19 protein-coding genes are annotated in these 24,701 nt (G+C 75.0%); 9 read left to right on the forward strand and 10 right to left on the reverse strand.

What is annotated here, in order from left to right; translation table 11 throughout:
* Window positions 1–439 precede the first annotated feature (439 nt).
* The 6 genes from KVT14_RS07670 to KVT14_RS07695 all read right to left on the reverse strand — a co-directional run bounded on the left by KVT14_RS07670 (window position 440) and on the right by KVT14_RS07695 (window position 7,831).
* On the reverse strand, window positions 440–2,599 hold the full coding sequence (locus KVT14_RS07670) for a hypothetical protein (protein ID WP_217615110.1): 2,160 nt from the start codon (window positions 2,597–2,599) through the stop codon (window positions 440–442).
* A 112-nt stretch (window positions 2,600–2,711) separates the two neighbouring features.
* Complete coding sequence (locus KVT14_RS07675) at window positions 2,712–3,698, reverse strand: glycoside hydrolase family 130 protein (RefSeq protein ID WP_217615111.1); 987 nt, start codon at window positions 3,696–3,698, stop codon at window positions 2,712–2,714.
* Between the two features lie 3 nt (window positions 3,699–3,701).
* Complete coding sequence (locus tag KVT14_RS07680; RefSeq protein WP_147795722.1) at window positions 3,702–4,538, reverse strand: carbohydrate ABC transporter permease; 837 nt, start codon at window positions 4,536–4,538, stop codon at window positions 3,702–3,704.
* Between the two features lies 1 nt (window position 4,539).
* Window positions 4,540–5,379: a carbohydrate ABC transporter permease gene (locus KVT14_RS07685; RefSeq protein WP_254630573.1), complete on the reverse strand. Its 840-nt coding sequence runs from the start codon at window positions 5,377–5,379 to the stop codon at window positions 4,540–4,542.
* A 133-nt stretch (window positions 5,380–5,512) separates the two neighbouring features.
* Entirely contained in the window at window positions 5,513–6,793 is a 1,281-nt protein-coding gene (locus KVT14_RS07690) for an extracellular solute-binding protein (RefSeq protein WP_217615113.1), read from the reverse strand.
* Window positions 6,794–6,814: 21 nt separating this feature from the next.
* Complete coding sequence (locus KVT14_RS07695; RefSeq protein WP_217615114.1) at window positions 6,815–7,831, reverse strand: LacI family DNA-binding transcriptional regulator; 1,017 nt, start codon at window positions 7,829–7,831, stop codon at window positions 6,815–6,817.
* A gap of 155 nt (window positions 7,832–7,986) precedes the next feature.
* Here KVT14_RS07695 and KVT14_RS07700 point away from each other — a divergent pair, with 155 nt between their 5' ends.
* The 9 genes from KVT14_RS07700 to KVT14_RS07740 all read left to right on the forward strand — a co-directional run bounded on the left by KVT14_RS07700 (window position 7,987) and on the right by KVT14_RS07740 (window position 19,919).
* On the forward strand, window positions 7,987–9,798 hold the full coding sequence (locus tag KVT14_RS07700; protein ID WP_217615115.1) for an ABC-F family ATP-binding cassette domain-containing protein: 1,812 nt from the start codon (window positions 7,987–7,989) through the stop codon (window positions 9,796–9,798).
* 511 nt (window positions 9,799–10,309) lie between these two features.
* Window positions 10,310–10,492 (forward strand): hypothetical protein, encoded by a 183-nt coding sequence (locus tag KVT14_RS07705; RefSeq protein ID WP_147795719.1) that lies wholly within the window; start codon window positions 10,310–10,312, stop codon window positions 10,490–10,492.
* A 59-nt stretch (window positions 10,493–10,551) separates the two neighbouring features.
* Complete coding sequence (gene cycA, locus KVT14_RS07710) at window positions 10,552–12,078, forward strand: D-serine/D-alanine/glycine transporter (protein WP_217615116.1); 1,527 nt, start codon at window positions 10,552–10,554, stop codon at window positions 12,076–12,078.
* Between the two features lie 10 nt (window positions 12,079–12,088).
* A complete protein-coding gene (gene metG / locus KVT14_RS07715; protein ID WP_217615117.1) occupies window positions 12,089–13,882 on the forward strand; it encodes a methionine--tRNA ligase in 1,794 nt (597 codons plus the stop codon).
* Window position 13,883: 1 nt separating this feature from the next.
* Complete coding sequence (locus KVT14_RS07720) at window positions 13,884–14,876, forward strand: TatD family hydrolase (protein ID WP_217615118.1); 993 nt, start codon at window positions 13,884–13,886, stop codon at window positions 14,874–14,876.
* Between the two features lie 139 nt (window positions 14,877–15,015).
* On the forward strand, window positions 15,016–16,233 hold the full coding sequence (locus tag KVT14_RS07725; RefSeq protein ID WP_217615119.1) for a ubiquitin-like domain-containing protein: 1,218 nt from the start codon (window positions 15,016–15,018) through the stop codon (window positions 16,231–16,233).
* Between the two features lie 381 nt (window positions 16,234–16,614).
* Complete coding sequence (locus KVT14_RS07730; RefSeq protein ID WP_308160948.1) at window positions 16,615–17,871, forward strand: ubiquitin-like domain-containing protein; 1,257 nt, start codon at window positions 16,615–16,617, stop codon at window positions 17,869–17,871.
* A 36-nt stretch (window positions 17,872–17,907) separates the two neighbouring features.
* Entirely contained in the window at window positions 17,908–18,876 is a 969-nt protein-coding gene (locus tag KVT14_RS07735) for an rRNA adenine dimethyltransferase family protein (protein WP_217615121.1), read from the forward strand.
* A gap of 98 nt (window positions 18,877–18,974) precedes the next feature.
* The gene (locus tag KVT14_RS07740) at window positions 18,975–19,919 is read left to right on the forward strand and encodes a 4-(cytidine 5'-diphospho)-2-C-methyl-D-erythritol kinase (protein ID WP_308160949.1); all 945 of its coding nucleotides are present in this window, start codon (window positions 18,975–18,977) and stop codon (window positions 19,917–19,919) included.
* On the opposite strand, the gene KVT14_RS07745 is transcribed toward KVT14_RS07740, so the two are convergent.
* The 4 genes from KVT14_RS07745 to KVT14_RS07760 all read right to left on the reverse strand — a co-directional run bounded on the left by KVT14_RS07745 (window position 19,916) and on the right by KVT14_RS07760 (window position 24,640).
* Window positions 19,916–20,350: a GNAT family N-acetyltransferase gene (locus KVT14_RS07745; protein WP_368858781.1), complete on the reverse strand. Its 435-nt coding sequence runs from the start codon at window positions 20,348–20,350 to the stop codon at window positions 19,916–19,918. The two genes, KVT14_RS07740 and KVT14_RS07745, sit on opposite strands and share 4 nt — an antisense overlap.
* 127 nt (window positions 20,351–20,477) lie before the next feature.
* A complete protein-coding gene (locus KVT14_RS07750; protein ID WP_217615122.1) occupies window positions 20,478–22,274 on the reverse strand; it encodes an HNH endonuclease signature motif containing protein in 1,797 nt (598 codons plus the stop codon).
* A 296-nt stretch (window positions 22,275–22,570) separates the two neighbouring features.
* Complete coding sequence (locus KVT14_RS07755; protein ID WP_217615123.1) at window positions 22,571–23,302, reverse strand: head GIN domain-containing protein; 732 nt, start codon at window positions 23,300–23,302, stop codon at window positions 22,571–22,573.
* A gap of 153 nt (window positions 23,303–23,455) precedes the next feature.
* Window positions 23,456–24,640, reverse strand: coding sequence for an aminotransferase class I/II-fold pyridoxal phosphate-dependent enzyme (locus KVT14_RS07760; RefSeq protein WP_217615124.1), 1,185 nt, complete (start codon window positions 24,638–24,640; stop codon window positions 23,456–23,458).
* Window positions 24,641–24,701: the final 61 nt, after the last annotated feature.

Below are 24,701 nucleotides of genomic sequence, written 5' to 3' on the forward strand. Positions count from 1 at the left end.
TACGCGGTGCACGCCGCGTAACCCAGCCCCACCGCCACCTTCCTCGCGCGCATGCGTCCGCGGTGCACGCCGCGTACCCCGGCCCGACCGACACGTTCCTCGCGCGCGTGCGTACGCGGTGCACGCGGCCGACCGCGTGTACACGCCGGAGAGGACGACACCGCGCACCCCGCGCGGCACCGCGGACGCGGCGTACGCACACCCCGGAGACGACACCGCACCCCGAGAGACACCGCGAACGCGGCGTACGCACACCCGGGGAGAACATCCCGCCCAGGCCGGGCGACACCGCGGACGCGGCGTACGCACGCCCGGGAAGAACATCCCGCCCACGCCGGGCGACACCGCGGACGCGGCGTACGCACGCCCGGGAAGAACTCCCCTCCCGCTGCGTGGCATGGCACCCGCACTCGGCACCGGCCGCACTCGGCGGGGCCGCTCAGCGGGTGATCGTGAACCCGCCCGCCGGGACCGGCACCGTCGCTCCCGGGGAGGGCACCGCGACCCGGCGGTCGACCCGGCCGTCCGGCAGGTACGCCGCTCCGGAGCCGGCCGCGAGCGCCGGTGCCGACGTGGCGCGGGCCGTGGACCCCGCGTACAGCACCGCGTCGGTCCCGGTCGTGGTGGTCCAGCGCGCCGTCGCCACCGCGGGCCGCAGGAGCAGCGCGTCGAGCCGCAGGTCGCCGCCGCCCTCGTTGGTGCACCGCACGGTGACCACCCCGCCCGCGGGGGCGCCGCCGGGCCGGCCGGCGTCCGGCAGCGGCCGGTCGAGCAGCTGGGGCACCAGGCTCCCGTCGGCCTCGGTGAGCCCGGCCGCACCGGTGCCGCCGTTCTCGGTGCGCCCCAGGCGCGGCCCGCCGACGACCTCCCAGCGCGCCCGCCCGGCCGCGGCGGCGGTCCGCCACACCAGCGGCAGCGCCCACGCGCCCGCCGCCCGGGTCCCCGCCCCGGACCTCTCCTCGGCTCCCGCCCCGGCTCCGGCCCCGGCTCCGGCCCCGGGCACGTCGAACTCGACCGTCGACCCCGGCGGCACCCGCACGTACCCGCCGCCGACGAGGTTGCCCTCCCCGGTCCACGCGCCCTCGGCGGGCCGGACCACCTCGCAGCCCGCGCCGAGCCGCGCGGCCTCGGCGTCCAGCACCCGGAGGCCGTCGTGCGCGGCCAGGCCCGTGATCGACCGGGCGACCTGCGCGACGTCGGGCCGGGCGTCGAGCAGCTGCATCGCGAGCAGCCCGTGGATCGTCGACTCGGCCCCGGAGTTCCGGTTGACCCGGCCGTCGGTCTCCACGCCGTCGAACGTGACCCCGGTGGCCGGGTCGTACACCGGCACCCCCGCCGGGTTCGCGCCGAAGAACCAGCCCGCGGCCAGCCCGCCGAGCACGCGCAGGCCCTCGCCGCCGCCCGCGTCCGCGGCCGCCAGTGCCGCCGCGACCCGCCCGTGGGCGCCGTAGGCGATCTGCGCCTCCCCGGGCGCCGGGGTCCAGGCGTTGAACGGTCCGCCCGTCGCGAGGACCAGCGGCGTGAACGTGCCCGCGTCCGCGAGCGCGGCCCGCCGCCAGTCCCGACGGCCGCGCAGCGCGCCCGCCGCCGCGAGCGCCTCCGGGGCCGCCGCGCCCCAGGCGTGCCAGAACCCGAGCGACCCGGTCCAGGGCAGCACGGCCCCGAACGGCCACGGCCGGGTGTCCGTCGCTCCCATCGCCGCGATGCCCTCGGCGTACCGGTCGAGCGCGCGGGACAGCTGCCGGTCCCGGGGCAGCGCCTGCACCGCGGCGACCAGCCCGAGCACCGCCTCCGCCGTGGCGTCCGCGCCGCCGGCGATCAGCCACGCCGGCAGCGACACGCCGTCGCTGCGCACCCGCCGTCCGTACCGGGACAGCGACTCCTGCTCGAGCGCGGCGACCGCGAGGTGCAGCCGGTCGAGCAGGAACCCCGCGAACGCCGGGTCGTCCGCGGCGAACGCCGCGTACCCCTCCCCCAGCGCCCAGACCGTGCGCGCGAGCCAGTACGACTCGGCGGAGTCGGACGGGTCGGGCAGCTCGACCGGCTCGGCGCTCGGGTTGAGCGCGCCGTCGGGCTGCTGCCACAGCACGACCCGCCCGGTGTTCGGCCCCGAGTCGTCCTGCAGGTAGGTCAGCGTGCGGAGCAGCTGGTACGCCTGCTCCCGGCTCTCCCCGTCGCCCGCGGCCTTCCAGTCCCGCAGCAGGACGACCGCCGCGCGGGCGATGTCGTCCGCGTTGTAGGCGCCCTGGCTCCAGTGCCCCGTGGCCGGGTCGAGGGTGCCGCCGCCGACCCGGCGGAACGTGCCGCCGTCCGCGTCCGCGTAGGTCCACGGGGCCAGCGCCGTGGGTTCCTCCGCGATCCGGTACGTGGTGTGCGCGTCGACGGCCGGCAGCGGCACCGTGTCGAGGAGGAACCGCAGGTGCGCGGGGTTCGCGAGCCGCGACCCGGGCGGGGCGGTCCTGGCGGCGCCGACGGTCGTGGCGCCGGTCGCGCCGATCGCTCCGGTCGTTCCGCTCCCGCCGGGGGCGGTCCCGGGCGCGGCCGCCACCAGCGCGGGCACCGCGGCGGCCGCGGCGAGGAAGGTGCGTCGAGTCGTCATCGTCTCTCGTCTCCCTGGTCGGGTGGTGCCGGTCGGGGTGGTGCGGGTCGGGGTGGTGCGGGTCGGGGTGGTGCGGGTCGGGGTGGTGCGGGTCGAGGTGGTCCGGGCGGGGTCAGCCGCGGAGCGACGACCCCCAGGGCCGGGCGGGGTCGTGCACGGCCACCGCGAGCGTCGTGTCGGACTGCCCGTAGTACGCGAACCACTTCCCGTCGAACTGCACGAGCCCCTCGACGAACGTCACGTTGGACACCAGCCCGTTGAGGTCCTCGAACGTCTGCGGCCGCAGCCACGGCTCCTGGAGCCGAGCCAGCACCCGGGTGGGCTCGTCGGGGTCGATCGCGATCTGCCCGCAGCGGTAGTCGACGTCGACGGTGCCGTCGTCGTGCACGGTGCGGGTGGCGCCGTTGGTGAGCATGACCAGCAGCCCGTTGTCGGTGAGCACCGGCGAGGTGCCGATCTCGACGAGGTCGGCGTCGAACGACCCCGGGGTGGGCGCGTACATCGGCTCGGTGTCGGGCGTGCCCGGCGTCCAGTGGATCAGGTCGTCGCTGGTCGCCCAGTAGAGGCCGCCCTCGCCGAAGTACATCCACCACCGGCCCTGCATCCGCACCGGCACGATCACCCCGGCCTTGGACCACTCGTGCCCGCGCGGGTCGACGGTGGCGAAGGTGTCGAAGCCCGGGAACAGCGGCCCGTGCCGGGTCCAGGTGCGCAGGTCGGTCGACGTGGCCAGGCACAGCCGCGCCGCCTTCCGGTCCCAGCCGGTGTACGTCAGGTAGTAGGTGCCCTCGACGTACGCGATCCGGGGGTCCTCGCAGCCGAACTCCTCGTAGTCCTCCTGCGGGGACAGGATCGGGTCGGCCTCGCGCTCGAAGTGGTAGCCGTCGCGGCTCCGGGCCAGGCCGATGTGGGACACGATGTCGTCGGCGTGCGCCCGGTAGAGCAGCAGCACCTCGTCGTCGACGACCAGCGCCGCCGGGTTGTACAGGTTCGCCGACTCCCACGACCCGCCGCGGGGTCGCAGGATCGGGTTGCCCTCGTAGGGCACGAACGGGCCGAGCGGGAAGGTCGCGCCGGTGAACAGGGTGGTCGCGGTCATGGGTCAGCCCTTCACGGCGGAGCCGAGGTCGGTGGTGCGGAAGTACCGCTGGAACAGGCAGAACAGGGCGACGACCGGGAACGCGAGCGCGCAGGCGCCGGCGAGGATCGCGCCGTTGGGGTTGGCCGCGGTCTGCGACACGTTGGAGATGTAGTTCGCGAGCGACACGGCGAGCGGCTGCAGCGACGCGTCCTTGGTGATGAGGAACGGCCAGAGGAACTCGTTCCACGGCCCGATGAAGGTCACGAGCACGACGGTCGCGAGCGCCGGCCGGACCAGCGGCAGCGCGATCGACCGCAGGATGCGCAGCTCGCCGGCGCCGTCGATCCGGGCCGCCTCGAACATCTCCCGCGGCAGCGCCCGGAAGAACTGGGCGAAGATGAACACCGCCGTGGTGTTGATCGCGAACGGCAGGATCATCCCGAGGTACGTGTCGCCCAGGCCGTAGCCGCGGGTGATCTGCACGTACAGCGGGATCATCAGCAGCTGGAACGGCACCATCTGCACCAGCAGCATGAGCACCCAGGTCAGCCGCCGCCCCGGGAACTGCAGCCGCGCCACCGCGTACCCCGCGAGCGTGCCGAGCACCACGGTGCCGAGCAGGACGCCCGCCGTGAACACCAGCGAGTTGACCAGCGACCCCGCCAGGTCGATCCGGGAGTCGATCTGCGCGAAGTTCTGCGTCGTCCACCCGGAGGTCGGCACCAGCCGGTCGGGGGTGTTCGTCGGGCTCTCCTGGAACGCCCCGACCACCATGAAGTAGAAGGGGAAGGCGAACACCAGCGCGGCCGCCGCCAGGAGCACCTGGCGCGCCACGGCACCGCCACGTCGTCGTCGCATGTCACCGCTCCCGGTTCAGTCGCTGCGCGGCCAGGGACAGCAGCCCGACGACGATCACGAGCACCATGCCGATGGCCGCCGCGACGTCGGGGTTCTGCTGCTGGATGCCGCGCTGGTAGATGAGCAGCACGGGCGTCACGGACGCACCGTCGGGGCCGCCGCCGCCGGTGAGCAGGTACGGCTCCGTGAACAGGTTGGTGCCGGTGATGATCGCCAGGACGAGCACGAGCGTCGTCGCCGCCCGCACCCCGGGCACCGTCACGTTGAGGAACCGCTGGACCCCGCCGGCCCCGTCGGTCTCGGCCGACTCGTACAGCTCCCGCGGCACGTTCTGCAGCGCCGCGAGGTACAGCAGCACGTAGAACCCGAGCTGCTTCCACGTGACGTACAGGGCGATCGTCGGCATGGCGAGGGCCTTGTTCGCGAGCCACGACGGATCCGGCGCCAGCGGCCCGAGAACCGCGTTGACCAGGCCGTTCGCCGAGAACAGCAGCATCCACACCCCGACCAGCGACACGCTCGCCGTCAGGTACGGCACGTAGTACGCGACCCGGTACGCCGCCGCCCACCGCACCCCGGCGTTGAGCGCGGACGCCAGCACCAGCGCCAGCCCGACCGTCAGCGGCACGTTGATGACCAGGAACACCGCGGTGTTCCGGAACGAGGCGAGCACCTGCGGGTCGGTCAGCACCGTGGCGAAGTTGTCGAACCCGACGAACGGCTTCGGCACGTCGACGCCCGGCGCCGTGAAGAAGTAGTCGTGGAACGCCATGTACGCCGAGAACCCGAGCGGGTAGGCGAACACGACGAGCACGAACACCAGGTAGGGCGCCGCGAACAGCGTGCCGAGCGGCTGGCCGCCCCACCACCGCCGCCGGCCGCGGCCCCGGGGCGCGGGCGCCGGGGCGCGGCCGGTGCCCGCGCCCGGCCCCGCGCCCGGCGCCGCGCCCGCGCCCGCCGTCACCGTGGACACGTCAGCCCTGCACCAGGTCGTCGATCTTCGACGCCGCGGTGCTGAGGAAGTCCTCCACCGACGTGCTCTGGAAGATCACCGCCGAGGTGTACGCCTCGCGGAACGCCTGCCACGCCTCGATCGAGTTGGGAATGCTCGGCACGTCGCCGGTGCGGGCGGCCTGGTCCGCGAACACCTCGTACTCCGGGTGCTCGGCGAAGTAGTCGGGGTACGTCGCCGCGAGGTCCTGGCGCAGCGGCATCTGGCCGGTCGCCTCGAGCAGGGCGCCGTCGCTCTCCTCGCTGGTGGAGTACTTGAGGAACTCCCACGCGGTGCCCTGGTTCTCGCAGGACGTGAACATCGAGACGTTCTTGGAGTCCGCGAACGTCGTCACGTCCTCGCGGCCGTCCGACGTCGGCACCGGCATGAACCCGACGTCGACGCTGTCCTTGTAGGACGCGATGGCCCAGGGGCCGGCCAGCTGCATCGCGGTCTGGCCGGACACCATCGCGTCGTCGGTCGCCGCCTCCTGCGGCGCGAGGCCGTCGGCGTAGATCGACGCCCAGAAGTCGGCGACGGCCTTGCCGGCCTCGTCGTCGAACGTGGCCTTGCCGTCCTCGACCAGCGCGGTGCCGTCGGTCTCGGCCAGGTACACCGGGTAGAAGTCGAACCACGGCTGGTAGAAGTCGTTGGTCGGCGACGGCCAGATCGCGCTGGGCGCCGCCCCGGAGTCGACGATCTGCCGGGCACCCGCGAGGAAGTCGTCGAACGTCGCCATCCCCGGGTCCTCCGGGTCGAGCCCGGCCTGGGTGAACAGCACCTTGTTGTACATGACCATGACGGGGTTCGACTTCCACGGCAGCTGGTAGTAGCCGCCGTCGGTCTCGTAGACGGACACGCCGTCGCCGCCGCGCCCGGAGATGTAGTCGGCGCCGTCGTCGAACGTCGTGAGATCGACCAGCCCGCCCTGCCGCACCCAGCCGGGGACGGCCGCGCTGGAGATGTTGTAGACCAGGCACGGTGCCGTGCCGGCCGTGATGGCGGCGGTGATGGCCTCCTCGGAGGACGAGCCGGCCGGGATCTCCTGGGCCGTCACCTGCTCGTCGGGGTGGTCGGCGTTCCAGGCGTGCACGACGTCCTGGCCCCAGCCGACCTCCTGCTCGTTGTTCGACAGCCAGACGGTGATCGGCCCGGTGGCGCCGGTGGCCTCGCCGGACCCGCCGCCGTCGCCGGACCCGTTCGAGCAGGCGGCGGTGGCGAGGGCGACGGCGCCCAGCAGGGCGGCGGTGCGGATGTACCTCATGGGAGCTCCTCCTCGAGCACGTCAGGGGGTGTGGTGCGTCGGCGCGGGGGCGTCGGTGCTCCCGCGCAGCTGCAGGGCGGTGCAGTCGACCGTGACGGAGCGCGGCCCGTCGCCGGCCAGGTCGGACAGCAGCCGCGTGGTGGCGACCCGGCCGCGGCGGGCGGGGTCGGTGGACACGCTGGTGAGCGGCGGGCTGAGGTGCGCGGACAGGTGGTCGTCGTCGAACCCGGCGACGGCGAGCTCGTCCGGCACCCGGACGCCGCGGCTCTGCGCGTAGGACATCCCGGCGATCGCCATCGTGTCGTTCGCGTACAGGATCGCGGTGGGCCGGTCGCGCAGCGCGAGCAGCTCGGCGGTGTGGGCGCGCCCGCTGCCCGCGGTGAAGTCGCCCTCCCGCACGAGCTCGCGCGAGCCGACGGCCTGGACGAACGCGCGGGCCCGGGCGTAGGAGTGCACGTAGCCGAGCGGGCCGGCGACGTGCGCGATCCGGGTGTGGCCGCGCTCGCGCAGGTGCGCGATCAGTGCCCGGACCGGGGCGGCGTCGTCGGTGCGGACGCAGGACAGCCGGGTCGGGCCGTCGTACGCGCCGAGCAGCACGGCGGGCAGCCCGAGGCCGGCCAGGAACGGCACCCGCCAGTCGTCCCGGTGCAGGTCCAGCGCGATGACGCCGTCCGCCCGCCCCGCCGCCATCGCCTGGTACGCCCGCTCCTCGGCGCCCCTGCTGCCGACGACCTGGAGCACCAGCGCGACCTCGCGCTCGGCGAGCGTCTGCTCGACGCCCGCGATGAACGCGGGGAAGAACGTGTCGGACGCGAGGATCGCCGGGTCCCTCCGCAGCACGACGCCGATCGCGTTGGCCCGGCGGGCCGCGAGCGCGCGGGCGCTGCTGCTGGGCACCCAGCGCAGCTCCTCCGCCGCGGCGAACACCCGCGCCTTCGTGGCCGCCGAGATGGGCCGGTGGCCGCTGTACGCGTGGGACACGGTCGCCTTCGTCACGCCGGCGGCCCGGGCGACGTCGGAGATCGTCGGTCGGCTCATGCTCACCTCCTCGTGCAGCACGTCCACACGAACGTAAAAGCGGTTTGACGATCGAGCCAACCGGTTTGACGACGCCGGTCGCGCGGACGCGGCGGCGGGGCGGCGGTGGGGTCCTCGGCGCGGGACCGACGCCGCGCGCGCCCTACGCTTGCCCGATGGCCCACCTGCTCGGCGGCGAAGCGCTGCACCTGTCCTTCCCGACCAAGAACGTCTTCGACTCGGTGACCGTGGGCCTCAACGAGGGCGACCGGGTGGGGATCGTCGGCCGCAACGGCGACGGCAAGTCCTCCCTGCTCGCGCTGCTGGCCGGCCGGCTGACCCCCGACTCCGGGCGCGTGACCGTCCGCGGCGGCGTGCGGATCGGCGTGCTCGACCAGACCGACACCCTCGACCCCGCGCTCACCGTCGGGGCCTCGGTCGTCGGCGACCGCGCCGAGCACGAGTGGGCCGGCGACCCGAAGGTCCGGGACGTCGTCTCCGGCCTGGTCGGCGACCTGCCGTGGGACAAGCTCGTCGGCGACCTGTCGGGCGGGCAGCGCCGCCGGGTCGCGCTCGCCGCGCTGCTGGCCGGCGACGACGACGTGCTCATGCTCGACGAGCCGACCAACCACCTCGACGTCGAGGCGGTCACCTGGCTCGCACGGCACCTGAACCGCCGCTGGTCGTCCAACGCCGGCGGCCTGCTGGTCGTCACCCACGACCGCTGGTTCCTCGACGAGGTGTGCACCGCGACCTGGGAGGTGCACGACGGGATCGTCGAGCCGTTCGAGGGCGGGTACGCCGCGTACGTGCTGCAGCGCGTCGAGCGGGACCGGATGGCCGCGGCGACGGAGGCGAAGCGGCAGAACCTCATGCGCAAGGAGCTCGCCTGGCTGCGCCGCGGCGCCCCGGCCCGCACCTCGAAGCCGAAGTTCCGCATCGAGGCGGCGAACCAGCTGATCGAGGACGTGCCGCCGCCGCGCAACTCCGTCGAGCTGTCCCAGATGGCCACCGCGCGGCTCGGCAAGGACGTCGTCGACCTCGAGGACGTGTCGGTGTCCTACGGCGACCACCAGGTGCTGCGTGACGTGACCTGGCGGATCGCGCCGGGCGAGCGCACCGGCGTGCTCGGCGTGAACGGCGCCGGGAAGTCGACGCTGCTGGGCCTCGTGACGGGCAAGGTCACCGCGACGACCGGCCGGGTCAAGCGCGGCAAGACGATCCGCGTCGCGACTCTGACCCAGGAGCTCGCCGAGCTCGCGGACATCGCCGACAGCCGGGTCAACGACGTCATCGCCCGCTACCGGACCTCCTACGTCGCCGGCGGCAAGGAGATGACCCCGGGGCAGCTGCTGGAGCGGCTCGGGTTCACCGCGGTCCAGCTGCAGACGCCGGTCAAGGACCTGTCCGGCGGGCAGCGGCGCCGGCTGCAGCTGCTGCTGATCCTGCTCGACGAGCCCAACGTCCTGGTGCTCGACGAGCCGTCGAACGACCTCGACACCGACATGCTCGCGGCGATGGAGGACCTGCTCGACACCTGGCCGGGCACCCTGCTGGTCGTGTCGCACGACCGGTACCTGCTGGAGCGGGTCACCGACCAGCAGTACGCGGTGCTCGACGGCCACTTCCGGCACGTGCCGGGCGGCGTCGACGAGTACCTGCGCCTGCTGGAGCGGTCGCGCTCGGGGGCCGGGACGGTCGCGACGGGCGCGCCGACGGAGTCGTCGGGCGCCGTGGGCGGCGAGGTCGCGCCGTCGGGGCTGGACGGGGCCGAGCTGCGGGCCGCCAAGAAGGAGCTCGGCGCGCTCGACCGGCGGATCTCCAAGCTGACCGGCCAGATCGAGGCGCTGGAGAAGAAGATGGCGGAGCACGACCCCGCCGACTACGTCGGGCTCACGGCGCTCGGGAAGGACAAGGCGGCGCTCGAGGCCGAGATCGGCGAGGTCGAGGAGAAGTGGATGGCGCTGGCGGAGGCCGTGGAGGGCTGACCGCCGGGCACGGGCGGTCGCAGCACCGCGGTGACGCCAGGGAGCGCGCCGTGAGCGGTGCCGAGTCCTCCACAAGCACGGGGAGGCGTGTCGTCCCCAGGACGGCGCACGGGCACGGAGCGCGGCCGCGCGGGCCGTCCTAGCGTCGGCCGCATGACGGGGACCGGGTGGCTCGGCGCGCTGTCGCTGCTGGGCCCGGTGGCCACGGGGGCGGCGGCGATGGTGGCGCTCGTCGTGGGGATCGCGACCGTGCGGCAGCGCGACCGGGCGGACCGGCGGGAGCAGTGGTGGCGGCGGGCGGAGTGGGCGCTGGGTCTGACGCTGTCCACGCACCGCGCGCACGTGACCCGCGGGCTCGCGGTCCTGGACCACCTGGCGCGCAGCGACCTCGCGACCCGGGACGAGCGCCGGCTGCTGCGGGCGCTCACCGAAGCGGGGTTGAGCAGGGCCGTCGAGCCACCGCAGGATGGTGACGTGCCCGGGGGCCGCGACGACGAGGAAGAGGTGTCCGGTGGATCGGTTCGAGCAGGAGATCGAGGAGCAGCGGCTCCGCCGGGCGGCGGTGCTCCGCGACCCCGAGGTGCAGCGGGCCGCGGCCCGGCTCCGGGTGACCCTGGACGAGAGCCTCGGTGACGAGACCCCGCAGTGGATCCGCGACCTCGCGGAGCAGCCGCTCCTGCCTGACGGACGCTGACGCGCGCCTCACCCGATCGGGGGTACGGTCCCGCCCACCCCCGACCCGGAAGGACGCCCGTGCCCGAGCCCACCGCACCGGCCGCCGCCGCCCACGACCCGCACGCGCCCGAGGACCACCTCCAGCGCGGCCTCAGCAACCGGCACATCCAGCTCATCGCGATCGGCGGCGCCATCGGCACCGGCCTGTTCCTGGGCTCCGGCCGCACGATCTCCCTGGCCGGCCCGTCCGTCCTCCTGGTCTACGCGGTCATCGGCTTCATGCTGTTCTTCGTCATGCGCGCCATGGGCGAGATGCTGCTGTCGAACCTGGAGTACAAGTCGTTCCGGGACATGGCGGCCGACATCCTCGGGCCGTGGGCCGGCTTCCTCACCGGCTGGACGTACTGGTTCTGCTGGATCGTCACGGGGATCGCCGACGTGGTCGCGGTGTCCGGGTACGTGGCGTTCTGGGCGCCCGACCTGCCGCGCTGGCTGCCCGCGCTGGCCCTGGTCGTGCTGCTGCTCGCGCTCAACCTGGTCGCGGTCCGGCTGTTCGGCGAGCTCGAGTTCTGGTTCGCGATCGTCAAGATCGTCGCCATCGTCGGGCTGATCGCGGTCGGCGTCGTGCTGATCTCGATCGGCTTCCAGGGCGCCGACGGCGTCACCGCGTCTCTGGCGCACCTGTACAGCGACGGCGGGTTCTTCCCGCACGGGTTCACCGGGTTCCTCGCGGGGTTCCAGATCGCGATCTTCGCGTTCGTCGGGATCGAGCTGGTGGGCACCACCGCCGCCGAGACCCGCGACCCCGCCCGCACGCTCCCCCGCGCGATCAACGCGATCCCCGTGCGCGTGCTGCTGTTCTACCTGGGCGCGCTCGTCGTGATCATGGCGGTGACCCCGTGGCGGAGCATCGACCCGGGCGAGAGCCCGTTCGTGGCGATGTTCGCCCTCGCCGGGCTGCCGGCGGCCGCGGGCGTCATCAACTTGGTCGTGCTCACCTCGGCCGCGTCGTCGGCGAACAGCGGGATCTTCTCGACGTCCCGGATGCTCTACGGCCTGGCGGAGGACCGGGAGGCGCCGCGCGCGTTCGGCCGGCTGTCGGCCCGGCACGTCCCGGCGCGCGGCCTCGCGTTCTCCTGCGCCTGCCTGCTGCCGGGCGTGGTGCTGCTGTACGCCGGGCGGTCGGTGATCGAGGCGTTCACGCTCGTGACGACGGTCGCGACGCTGCTGTTCATCGTCGTGTGGACCGTGATCCTGGCGTCGTACCTGGTGTACCGGCGCCGCTCGCCCGAGCTGCACGCCGCGTCGGCGTTCCGGATGCCCGGCGGCCGGGTCATGTGCTGGGTGGTGCTGGCGTTCTTCGCGGCGATGGTGGTCGTCCTGGCGCTGGACCCCGACACCCGGGCGGCGCTGCTCGTGATGCCGGTGTGGTTCGGGGTGCTCGCGGTGGCGTGGGTCGTGCTGCGCCGCCGGGGCGTCGTCGGGCCGGCCACCCTCCCCGCGCGGTCGGCCGGCGCCCTCGCGGACGACGCCGGCGACGACGCGGGCGACGCCGACGACGCCGCCGGTGAGACCGGTCGCGAGCCCGCCCGCGCGGCTCACTAGGATCGACGCCATGTCCCGCATCCTCAGCGCTGTCGCCTGGCCCTACGCCAACGGCCCGCGCCACATCGGCCACGTCGCCGGCTTCGGCGTCCCCTCCGACGTGTTCAGCCGCTACATGCGCATGGCGGGGCACGACGTCCTCATGGTGTCCGGCACCGACGAGCACGGGACCCCGATCCTCGTGCAGGCCGAGCAGGAGGGCGTCAGCCCCCAGGAGCTCGCCGACCGGTACAACCGCGTCATCGTCGAGGACCTCACCCAGCTCGGCCTGTCGTACGACCTGTTCACCCGCACCACGACCCGCAACCACTACGCGGTGGTGCAGGAGATGTTCCGCACGGTGCACAAGAACGGGTACATGGTCGAGCAGACGACCATGAACGCGATCAGCCCGTCGACGGGGCGCACGCTGCCCGACCGCTACATCGAGGGCACCTGCCCGATCTGCGGCTACGACGGCGCGCGCGGCGACCAGTGCGACAACTGCGGCAACCAGCTCGACGCGATCGACCTCAAGAACCCGCGGAGCCGCATCAACGGCGAGACCCCGAAGTTCGTCGAGTCGAACCACTTCTTCCTCGACCTGCCGGCGTTCGTCGACGCGCTGGGCGACTGGCTGCGCACCCGCACCGAGTGGCGCCCGAACGTCCTCAAGTTCTCGCTGAACCTGCTGGACGACGTGCGTCCCCGCGCCATGTCCCGGGACATCGACTGGGGCATCCCGATCCCGCTGGAGGGCTGGGAGGACAACCCGTCCAAGCGGCTCTACGTGTGGTTCGACGCCGTGATCGGCTACCTGTCCGCGTCGATCGAGTGGGCCCGCCGGTCGGGCGACCCGGAGGCCTGGCGGCAGTTCTGGACCGATCCCGAGTCGCTGTCCTACTACTTCATGGGCAAGGACAACATCACCTTCCACTCGCAGATCTGGCCGGCCGAGCTGCTCGGCTACGCCGGGGGCGGGTCGAAGGGCGGCGAGCCGGGCGTCTACGGGAAGCTCAACCTGCCGACCGAGGTCGTGTCGTCGGAGTTCCTCACGATGGAGGGCAAGCAGTTCTCCTCCTCGCGCGGCGTCGTGATCTACGTCCGCGACATGCTGAGCCGGTACCAGCCCGACGCGCTGCGGTACTACATCTCGACCGCGGGCCCCGAGAGCCAGGACGCCGACTTCACCTGGGCCGACTTCAAGCGCCGCACCAACGACGAGCTGGTCGCGGGCTGGGGCAACCTGGTCAACCGCACGGCGAGCATGATCCACAGAGGAGTCGGCGCGATCCCGGAGCCCGGCCCGCGCACGACGGTCGACGAGGACCTGCTCGCGACCACCACGACCGCGTTCGGCCGGGTCGGCGAGCTCATCGGCACGCACCGGCACCGCGCGGCGATCGGCGAGGCGATGCGGGTGGTCGGCGAGGCCAACCGGTACATCTCCGAGACCGAGCCGTGGAAGCTGAAGAACGACCCGGAGCGCCTCGGCACCGTGCTGCACACCGCGGCGCAGGCCGTGAGCGACTGCAACACCCTGCTGTCGCCGTTCCTGCCGCACTCCGCGCAGGCGGTGCACGAGGCCCTGGGCGGCACCGGCACGTTCTCCCCGCTCCCCCGGATCGACGAGGTCACCGACCTCGACGACGCGTCCCGGCACTACCCGGTCATCACCGGCGACTACCGGCTCGGCGAGACGGTGCCCGCGTGGCGGCCGCGCGCCGTCGTGCCGGGCACGCCCGTCGGCAAGCCGACGCCCGTGTTCACCAAGCTCGACGACGACGTCGTCGAGGCGGAGCTCGACCGGCTGCGCCAGGGCTGAGGTGGCGCGCAGCCGCAACCGGCCCACCGGCTGGGCCCCGTCGCCGGAGCCGCTGCCCGTCGCCGTCGTCGACGACCACACCCACCTCGAGTCGGTGCTGGGCGTCCTGGCGGCGGCGGGCGCGGACGCGGGCGACGAGCCGGCGCCGGCCACGCTGGACGACCACCTGGACCGGGCCGCCGCCGTCGGCGTGCCGCGGATGGTGCAGGTCGGCTGCGACCTCGACGCGATCGCGTGGACCGACGCGGTGCTGCGCGTCGACGCCGACCCCGCGGCGGACCCGGCGACCGCCCCGGTGCCGCTGCGCCCCGGCCGGCGCGCGCTGCTCGGCGCCGTCGCGATCCACCCCAACGAGGCCGTGCTGCACGCCGGCGTCCGCGAGGTGGCGCCCGACGGCCTGGAGCCGGACCCGCAGCCGCGGCACGACGCGTCCCTCGACGAGGCGCTCGCCCGGGTGGCCGCGGTCGCCCGTGCCAACGACCGGGTACGGGCGGTCGGGGAGACCGGGCTCGACTTCTTCCGCGCCGGCCCGCGTGGCCGGGAGGTGCAGCGGGAGTCGTTCCGCGCGCACGTCGCGCTCGCCAAGGAGCTCGGCCTCGCGCTGCAGATCCACGACCGCGACGCGCACGACGACGTCGTGGACGTGCTGCTCCGGGACGGCGCCCCGGAGCGGACGGTGTTCCACTGCTTCTCCGGCGGCCCGGCGCTCGCCGAGGTGTGCGCGCGCGAGGGCTGGTACGCGTCGGTCGCCGGCCCGGTGACGTACGGGGCGAACGACGACCTGCGCGCCGCGGTGCGCGCGCTGCCGCTCGACCTGCTGCTCGTCGAGACCGACGCGCCGTACCTCACCGCGCACCCGCTGCGCGGGCGCCCGAACGCCCCGTACCTGGTCCCGCACACCGTCCGGCGCCTGGCGGCCGAGCGCGACCTCGACCTCGCCGACGCGTGCGCGGCGCTGGCGGCGACCGCGGAGCGCGTCTACGGCACCTGGTGACGCGGCCCGCGGGCCCCGCCCGGAGGGGTGATCGCGCGGATCTCGGGTTCCCCTGACGGTCACGAATCGGTTACGGTCGGGAGGCTGTACCGGCGTGAGTCCCTCCCTCCCGCCGACCCGACCTGCTGGAGCCCCCCGCGTGCCTGCGCCCGAGACCCCCGTCGTCCCCTCGTCGAGCAAGCCCCACCGCACCGACCGCCGCTCGCGCGCGCTCCGGTACGGCGCCCAGGGACTCGCGCTCGCGCTGGTGGCCGGCGCGACGACCGCGTTCGTCGGGCTGCACAAGACCGTGACGGTCGAGGTGGACGGCACCGCCGTCGAGGTCAGCGCGTTCGGCCGCACCGTCGGCCAGGTGCTCGCCGCCGGCGACATCGAGGTGGGCGACCGCGACCTCGTGGCCCCGGGCCTCGGTGAGCCCGTCGGCGACGGCGCGCAGATCGTCGTCCGGCACGGCCGGGAGATCGACGTCCAGGTCGACGGCCAGGACCGCACCGTCTGGACCACCGCGCTCACCGTCGGCGAGGCCGTCGAGGGGCTCGGCCTCCGCGACGACGAGACGCTGCTGTCCGCGTCCCGGTCGGCGGGCCTGGAGCGGGGCGACGTCCTGCGGGTCTCGACGCAGAAGACCATCCACCTGGCCGTCGACGGCCAGGTCATCGACGGGCTGACCAGCGGCGGGACCGTCCGGGACGCGCTGCGCGACATCGGCCTGGTGCTGAACGAGGGCGACCGGGTGTCCGTCCCCCTGGACGCGACCGCGACGGACGGCCTCGTGGTCATGGTGACCCGCGCGGCGACGTCCGGCGAGACCGTCACCGAGGCCGTGCCGTTCGAGGAGCAGGAGGTCGAGGACCCCACGCTCGCGAAGGGCACCCGCAAGGTCGCGACCGCCGGCCGCGCCGGCGTGCGCACCACCACCTACAGCACCGCCAGCGTCGGCGGCGCGGTGGTCGACCGCCAGGTCGTCGCGTCGACCGTCACCGTCGAGCCCGTGACCCAGGTGGTCAAGGTCGGCACGATGGAGGTCGCGACCGGGGTCGACATCACCGTCTCGCCCGGCAGCGCCCAGGAGATCGGCAAGCAGCTCGCCGCCGAGCGCGGGTGGGGCGACGACCAGTTCGCCTGCCTGCTGCAGCTCTGGAACAAGGAGAGCGGCTGGCGGGTGAACGCCGAGAACCGGTCCTCCGGCGCCTACGGCATCCCGCAGGCCCTGCCGGGCTCGAAGATGGCGACGGTCGCCGCCGACTGGCGCACCAACCCCGCGACGCAGATCACCTGGGGCCTGAACTACATCGGCGGCCGCTACTCCACCCCGTGCGGCGCGTGGTCGGCGTCGCAGGCCAAGGGCTGGTACTGAGCCCTCGCGCGGCCCTGTCCCGCCCGGCGGGCCCGTCGCTCCGGCACGCCCGCTGATCGTCGGCTGAGCACCCGCTGAGCGCCGCGGCCGGCACGGCGCCCACCTGCGTCGACGCGGGGACCACTTGGCACATGGTCACGAATGGGTTACGGTCGCGTGTCGCTCGTGACAGACCGGGGCCCTCCCCCCCCCGCGAGCGCACCCGCGCAGCAGTGCGCGGGGCATGACCGCCGGATCGGGGATCCGGGACCGCCGGGTGCGACACCTCCCTCCAGGTGCCGCCGCCGCCGCGGGGCCGTCACGGCCCGGGGCACCGGCGGGCGACGCCCACGTGCGCCGCGCCCGCCCCCCGTGCCCGGGACCGCCGTCGTCTGGAACCACGTGACCTCCCTCCTCCGTCGCGCCCGCGCGCGCCTCGCCGCCACGCCCGCCGCCCTCCGCACCCGCGTCGTCCACAACACGGACCCCGGGTCCGCCGGCACCGAGCCCGACGGCGACCGCCGGTCGCGCCGGGGTCGCGTGCGCCTCATCGGTGCCGCGACCGCCGTGGTCGTGCTCGCCACCGGCGGCGTCGCCGTCGCGGACGCCCACAAGACCGTGACCCTCGACGTCGACGGGGTCACCACGACCGTGTCGACGTTCTCCGGCAGCGTCGACGGCCTGCTCGCCGAGCAGAAGCTCGAGCTCGGCTCCCGCGACTCCGTCACCCCGTCGGGCGCCCTCCAGGACGGCGTCGACGTCGTCGTCCGGCACGCCCACCAGGTGACGATCAGCGCCGACGGCGCCGAGCAGACGGTCTGGACGACCGCGCTCACCGCCGACGAGGCGCTCACCATGCTCGCCACCCGCGGCGACGACGTCCGCCTGGTCGCGTCCCGGTCCGCCGCCGGCGGCCGCCCGGACCTCTCGCTCGACCTCACCCTCGACGGCGCCGCCGCGGTGCAGATCGACGGTGCGACGCACCCCGTCCCCGACGGCAGCACCACCGTGGCGGAGGCGCTCGACGCCCTCGGCGTGACGCTGCAGCCGCTCGACCGGGTCAGCGTGCAGCGCGCCGGCAGCACCGTGACCGTCGTCGTGAACCGCGTCGTGATCCAGGACGTCACCACCACCCACGAGGTGCCGTTCAACGCCGTCGAGCAGAACGACGCGTCGCTGTACGTCGGCGACTCGAAGGTCACCACGGCCGGCGTCGTCGGCGTCCGGACCGTCGTCGACCGCGTCACCACCGTCGACGGCCAGGAGACCGGCCGCGAGACGCTGTCCGACGCGGTGACCCAGGCGCCCGTCGACCAGGTGACCAACATCGGCACCAAGAAGAAGCCGGTCGCCACCACGCCCAAGGCGTCGTCCTCCGCGCCCTCCGCCGGCACCCCGGCGGTCGGCGGCGGCGACGCGGCCGGCCTCAACTGGGCCGCCCTGGCCGCGTGCGAGTCGGGCGGCAACCCGTCGATCGTCTCGGCGTCCGGCAAGTACCACGGGCTGTACCAGTTCTCGGTCGCCACGTGGAACGCCGTCGGCGGCTCCGGCCTGCCCTCGCAGGCCTCGGCCGACGAGCAGACCGCCCGCGCGCAGATGCTCTACAACCGCTCCGGCGCCGGCCAGTGGCCGGTCTGCGGGTCGCGCCTGTTCGGCTGACACCGCACCCGCGGGCAGCCGGGTAGGCTCGCCCGCATGTCCTCCAGCACCGGCCCCGTCGCACCCGCGGCGGGGCCGTTGCTCGGTCCGGCCGAGATCCGCGCCCTCGCCGAGCGCGCCGGCATCCGCCCCACCAAGACGCTCGGGCAGAACTTCGTCCTCGACGGCGGCACCGTCCGCAAGATCGTCCGGCAGGCCGACGTCGTCGCCGGCGAGCGGGTCGTCGAGGTCGGCCCGGGCCTCGGCTCGCTGACGCTCGGACTGCTCGAGGCGGGCGCCGACGTCGTGGCGGTCGAGATCGACCCGGTGCTCGCGGGACTGCTGCCGGACACCGTGCGCCGGCACGTCCCGGGCGCGGTCGTCGACACCGTCGACCTGCCGGACGTGCCCGTACCCGCCGCCGGCGGGCCCGACCCCGCCCCCGGTCCCCCGCCGCACCCCTCGCTCACGGTCGTCCGCGGCGACGCGCTCGACGTGCGCGCACTCCCCGGGCGGGCGCCGACCGCGCTGGTCGCGAACCTGCCGTACAACGTGTCGGTGCCCGTGCTGCTCACGTTCCTCGAGCACTTCCCGACGCTCGAGCGGGTCCTCGTCATGGTGCAGGCCGAGGTCGCCGACCGCGTCGCCGCCCCGCCCGGGAGCCGCACCTACGGCGTCCCGTCGGTCAAGGCCGCCTGGTACGCCTCCGCCCGGCGCACCGCGACCGTCGGCCGGTCCGTGTTCTGGCCGGTGCCGAACGTCGACTCCGCCCTAGTCCGCCTCGACCGGCGCGAGCCCCCGGCCACCACGGCGACCCGCGAGCAGGTGTTCGCCGTCGTGGACGCGGCGTTCGCGCAGCGGCGGAAGATGCTCCGCTCCGCCCTCGCGACCCTCGCCGGCGGCAGCGAGGCGGCCACCCGCGCCATCGAGGCCGCCGGGGTCGACCCGCAGGCTCGCGGCGAGGCGCTCGACGTCCTCGCACTCGCCCGCGTCGCCGAGCAGCTGCACGCGCCCGCGGCGGGCTGACCTCGCCCGACGCCGTCGGCGGTCCGCGCCGCCGTCGCGCGCCGGCCCGTCGCCGCCGGGACGCGCCGGACGCGCCCGGACCTGGCACAGTGGTCCCCGTGACCGACCTGCGCCTCGCCCCCCGCACCGGCCGTGAGGTCCGCGTCCGGGCGCCCGGCAAGGTCAACCTGTCGCTCCGCGTCGGCCCGCGCCGCCCCGACGGGTACCACCCGCTGGCGACCGTGTTCCAGGCCGTGTCGGTGTACGAGGACGTCGTGGCCTCCGCGTCGCCGGACCTGCGCGTCACGGTCTCCGGTCCCCAGGCCGACCTGGTCCCCACCGACGCGAGCAACCTCGCCCTCCGCGCCGCCCGCGCGCTCGCCGCCCGCACCGGGATCGACGAGGGCGTGCACCTGCACCTGCACAAGGGCGTCCCGGTCGCGGGGGGCATGGCAGGGGGCTCCGCCGACGCCGCCGCCGCGCTGCTCGCCTGCGACGCGTTCTGGGGCACGGCGCTGAGCCGCGAGGAGCTGCACGAGGTCGCGGCCGAGCTCGGCTCCGACGTGCCGTTCCTGCTGATGGGCCAGACCGCCGTCGGCTCCGGCCGCGGCGACCTGCTCACGGCCGCGCTGAGCCGCGGCGAGTACCACTGGGCCTTCGGCGTGCGTGACGAGGGACTGTCGACGCCCCGGGTCTACGAGGAGTTCGACCAGCTCGCCGCCGGCCGCGACGGACTGGACTCCGACGGGGACGTCGCGCTGCTGCAGGCGCTCCGGGCCGGCGACGCCCCCGCGCTCGGCGTGCTCCTGCACAACGACCTGCAGGACGCGGCGGTCGAGCTCGCACCCGGCCTGGTCGAGACGCTGGCGGTCGCCGAGGACGCCGGCGCGCTCGGCGTGGTCGTCTCCGGCTCGGGGCCGACCGTGGCCGCGCTAGCCCGCAGCCGGCAGCACGCGCTCGTCATCGCGGCGGCGATGACCGCGGCGGGCGTGGCCGACTCCGTGCTCACCGCGTCGGGGCCGGTGCCGGGTGCGCGGCTCGTCGCGGGGTCGGACGTCCTCTAGGGCGCCGTGCCCGCGCGCGTGCCGGCGGCCGGAGCGATCTGCCGCAAGGGCAGCAGCGGGTAGGGCCCGCCGTCACCGTCGAGGGCGGAGCGACCCACCTCGACGAAGCCGCGCCGGGCGTAGAAGGCCCGCGCCCCGTGGTTCTGCTCGTTGACGGCGAGCTCGACCACCGGCCGACCCGCCGTCGCGTGCCCCAGGAGCGTCGACCCGACCCCGCTGCCGTGCACGTCCGGGTCGACGAACAGCATCTCGACGCGAGCGCCGTCGCCGGCGACGGTGACGGTGACGAACCCGAGCACCCGACCCTGCCGCTCGGCGAGCGTCACCGTCAGGGCCGGGAGCCCGACACGGACGACGCCCTCGTAGCGGTCAACGTCCCCCGGTGCGAGGAAGTCGCGCGTCGCGAGCACCGCCCGGCGCCGCACGGCCACGAGCGCCGACGCGTCGTCCGGCCCGGCCGCGCGCAGGGCGGGCTCGTCCGCGCGCGGTACCGGCTCGTCCGCGCTCTCCGCGTCGCCTCGCGCCCGTCGCCCGCGCCGGCCCCGGGCGCTGGCCGGGTCAGTACGGCGGGAAGTCGTCTTCCGGGGCGTGCGGGGCAGGTGGGTGCGGTGCGGGGGCGGGCGAGGCGGACGCGTGCGGGGCAGGTGCGCCCGGCAGCGCCCCGGACGTGGAGCTGTCCGACGGGACCCCGCAGGGAGATGGGTCGGGCGGGGTCGCGGGCGTGGGTGGGTCGGTCGGGGGCGCGGGTGCGGGTGTGCGCAGGCGTCGGGGTCCGGTGAGGTGCTGGGTGGGGTGGTCGGTCCCGGGGCGGGTGCGGTAGGTGTGGCCGGTGGGGTCGGTCCACTCGTGGACGCCGGGTTCGGGTTGATGCAGGGCGAACCGGGCGTGGTGCTTGGCGCGGTGGTGGCGGGGGCAGGTGGGGCCGAGGTTGGTGTGGCTGGTGCGCCCCGGGGGGTGGGGGTCGTCGGGTGCGGGCGCCCAGTCCTGGGTGTGGTCGAGGTCGCAGTGGTGGGCGGGCACGGGGCAGCCGGGGAAGGTGCAGGTGCGGTCGCGGTGCCGGACGTGGTCGGCGAGGGCTGCCGGTGGCCGGTAGGTGGTGCGTCCGACGTCCAGGACGGTGCCGGACAGGTCGTCGGTGACCAGCCGCCGCCAGACCCCGCCCTGGGCCAGGGCGCGGGCGGTGGTGGCGTCGATCGGGCCGTGCCCGGCGAGGTCGGCGGGGGTGTCGTCCTGGCCGATCAGGGTCGACAGCGGCACGGTGACCAGGACGTGGGTGCGCGGGTCACGCGTCGCGGCCCGGCCGGCGTCGGGCGAGGTCGAGGACCGCACGTCGGCGCCGGACACGGTCCCGGTCGATGCGAGCTCGTCGGTGTCGCGTGGGCTGGGCAGGTAGCCGGGGGTGGTGGCGGGCGACGCGCCGGCAGCGGCCAGGGCGGTCGCGGGTGTGCCGGTCAGCACGCAGTCGACGAGGGTGTCGATGCGCAGCTGGTCCAGCGTGCGGGGGTCCCCGGCGGCGCGCGCGGAGCGGGCCGCGCCCTGCAGGGCGGTGTCCAGGCCGATCGCGTGCTCGGCGGGCAGCACGAGGTGCATCTCGGCCATCTGGTCCGGCAGCGCCCGCGGGTGGGTCACGCGCCGCGCGGCCCGGGCGGCGTCGCGCCGGTCCTGGGCGTGCTCGGGGTCGACCCGCAGCAGCGCCCGCTCCAGGTCCACCCTGACCTGGGCCACGGTCGAGTGCGGCGCCCTCGGCAGCACGTAGTCCTGCACCGGCCCGGACACCCACGCGACCTGGTCCCCCAGCCGCGCGGCGATCACCCGGGCCGCCGGCACGCTGATCCGCCCCTGCCGCAACGCGGCGCCGGTCTCGGCCAGGGCGCCGGCGAAGTCCGCGCCCTCGCGGATCAGCGCCGCGGTGTCCTGCGGCGACCGCTTGAGCCGCGCCGACAACGTCATCGCCGCGACCCGCTGCGACGTCAGCCCGACACCCCGGCCCCGGGGAGCACGCGGGTCGAGCCGGGGGCCCATCCCCTGGCGGCGCGCGAGCTCGGCCGCCACCCCCGCCAGCCCCGCGTGCGCCCACCCCGACATCCGGGTGTACGCGGCGGCGACCTCCGCCAGGTCGAAGTCGTCCAACGACCGCGGGTCCAGCGCGCCCAGCAGCCGGGCCAGTGGCACCCCCGTGGGGGTGCGGTCCAGGGCCTCGGTCAACCGCTCCGGACGGGGTAGGTCCGGGTCCAGGAAGTCCGCCACCACCGCGGGATCGGCGGCACCCACGACCGCGTCGGCAGCGCCCGGCACCGCGTCGACGGGACCCGGCACCGCGTCGACGACACCCGCCGCGGCGTCGACAGCGCCCATCCCGCGGTCCCCGCGAGCGTCGGACTCGCCCGCGCCGCAGGTGCAGCCGCACCCGCACGGCAGCACCCCCGGACGCGGCGCAGGGCCGGGCTCGGGGACGGATTCATGCAGGTCAGCGGGCATGTCACCACCCTAGGGACACCCCCTGACACTTCCGGCTCGACGGTCCACCCGGCTGGGGACCACGCACGCACCCGCGCCTGTGGAGGACTCGGCGCCCGCTGGCAGCGCGCCAGGCACCCCCGCACGGCGCCGCGAGCGCGCCCCGCTGCCCCGACCCCGCGCCGGAGCGGCCGTCAGTCCTCGCGCGAGACCTCGCCCGACCCCTCGATGCGCTGCGTGACCTCCGGGTCGCCCGCGTAGGACACCGAGCCCGAGCCCTCGATCGACACGGCCAGCCGCCGGGTCGCGTGCACCTCGACGTCGCCGGAGCCCTCGATCGACACGTCGACCTCGTCGGCGCGCAGCCGGTCCGCGTCCACCCCGCCCGAGCCCTCGATCCCGATGGCCAGCGTGTCCGTGCGGCCTCCGAGCTCGACGTCGCCCGAGCCCGCGATCCGCAGCGCGACGGACTCGGCGTCCACCCCGGTCAGGTCGACCGAGCCGGAGCCCTCGACCGAGAGCCGCAGCCCGTCGCCCGTGACGTCGTCCGCCGTGACGTCGCCGGACCCGGAGACCACCAGCTCGGCGACCTCCCCGAGGACCAGCTCGTACGACACGTCGCCCCAGGAGCCCACGCCGAACGACTGCCGCGAGTCGAGCACCAGCACGCCGTCCCGCACCTCGGACACCAGCCGGTCCTGGGTGCCCTCGCGCGCGGTGACCGTGAGGGACGGGGTGGTCCCGCGGCGGATCGTCAGGTCGCCCGAGGTCGCCAGCTGCACCGCGGTCACGTCCTCGATGTCGACGTCCCGGGTCACGACCGGGCCGCGCGGGGCGCCGGCGCACGCCGCGAGGCCGAGCACCAGCGCCGCCCCCACGGCCGCCGCCGTCGTCGCCCGGGCCGCCGTCGTCCTGGTGCCTCGCATGGTCCGTCCCCTCGTGCCGCCGCGGGCGCGAGGAGGTCCCGCGCGCCGTCACGTCCGAGGCTCCCAGGTCGGGGCGCGGCGGCGGCATCCGGTACGCCCCTGAGTCGACCCTGAACGGACCCTGGCGACGCGTGGGGTTCGCCCGCGCAGGGCTCACCCCAGCCGGGTCAGCCCCTTGCGCAGCCCGCGCACCGCCTGCCCGATCCGCTGCTCGTTCTCGATCAGCGCGAACCGCACGTGCCCGTCGCCGCCCGGCCCGAACCCGACGCCCGGCGACACCGCCACGTCGCAGTCCCGCACCAGCATCTCGGCGAACTCGATGGACCCCAGCTCCCGGTACGGCTCGGGGATCCGCGCCCAGGCGAACATCGTCCCCTTCGGCCGCAGGATGTCCCAGCCGATCCGGGACAGCCCGTCCACCAGCGCGTTCCGCCGGCTCTCGTAGACCGCCGACAGCTCGGCCGGGTAGTCCGTCGCCTCGTTCAGGGTCACCGTCGCGGCGATCTGGATCGGCTGGAACGTCCCGTAGTCGAGGTACGACTTGAGCTTCGCGAGCGCGCCGACGACGTCCTTCCGGCCGACGAGGAACGCCACCCGCCAGCCGGCCATCGAGTACGACTTGGTCATCGAGTACAGCTCGACGGCGACCTCGGTCGCGCCGACGCACTGCATGATCGACGGCGGGGTCCAGCCGTCGAAGCACATGTCGGCGTACGCCAGGTCGTGCACCAGCACGACGTCGCGCTCCCGCGCCCAGTCGACGAGCCGCTGCAGGTCGTGCAGCTCGACGGTGGTGGTCGTCGGGTTGTGCGGGAACGACAGCACGATGACGCGCGGCTTCGGCCACCCGAGGTCCCAGGCCTCCATGACCCGGTCCACGTAGCCCGCCCCGTCGGTGCCGTCGCCGATCGGCACCTGCCGGGCGTCGGCGCCCGCGAAGTACGGGCCCCAGATGTGGATCGGGTACGACGGCGTCGGGACCAGCGCCGCGTCGCCGGGCTGGAGCAGCACCCACATGAGGTGGCTGAACCCCTCCTTGGCCCCGATGGTCGAGATGATCTCGGTGTCCGGGTCCAGGGTCACGCCGAACCGGCGCAGGTAGTGGTCGGCCACCGCCTGCCGCAGCTTCGGGATGCCGCGGGACGCGGAGTACCGGTGGTTCCGGGTGTTGTGCGCCGCCTCGGCCAGCTTCTCGACGGCTACCTGCGGGCTGGGCAGGTCGGGGTTGCCGAAGCCGAGGTCGACCACGTCGCGGCCGGCGCGCCGCGCCTCGACCTTGAGCGTGTCGATGATCGTGAACACGTAGGGCGGCAGGCCGGGGATGCGACGGAACTCCATGGCCCGACGCTAGTGCGCCCGGCGGTGCGGGGGTACGCGCCGCGCGCGGCGAACCGGCATG

Origin of the sequence: Cellulomonas sp. GbtcB1 (assembly GCF_019091725.1) — a bacterium.
GTDB lineage: Bacteria > Actinomycetota > Actinomycetes > Actinomycetales > Cellulomonadaceae > Cellulomonas.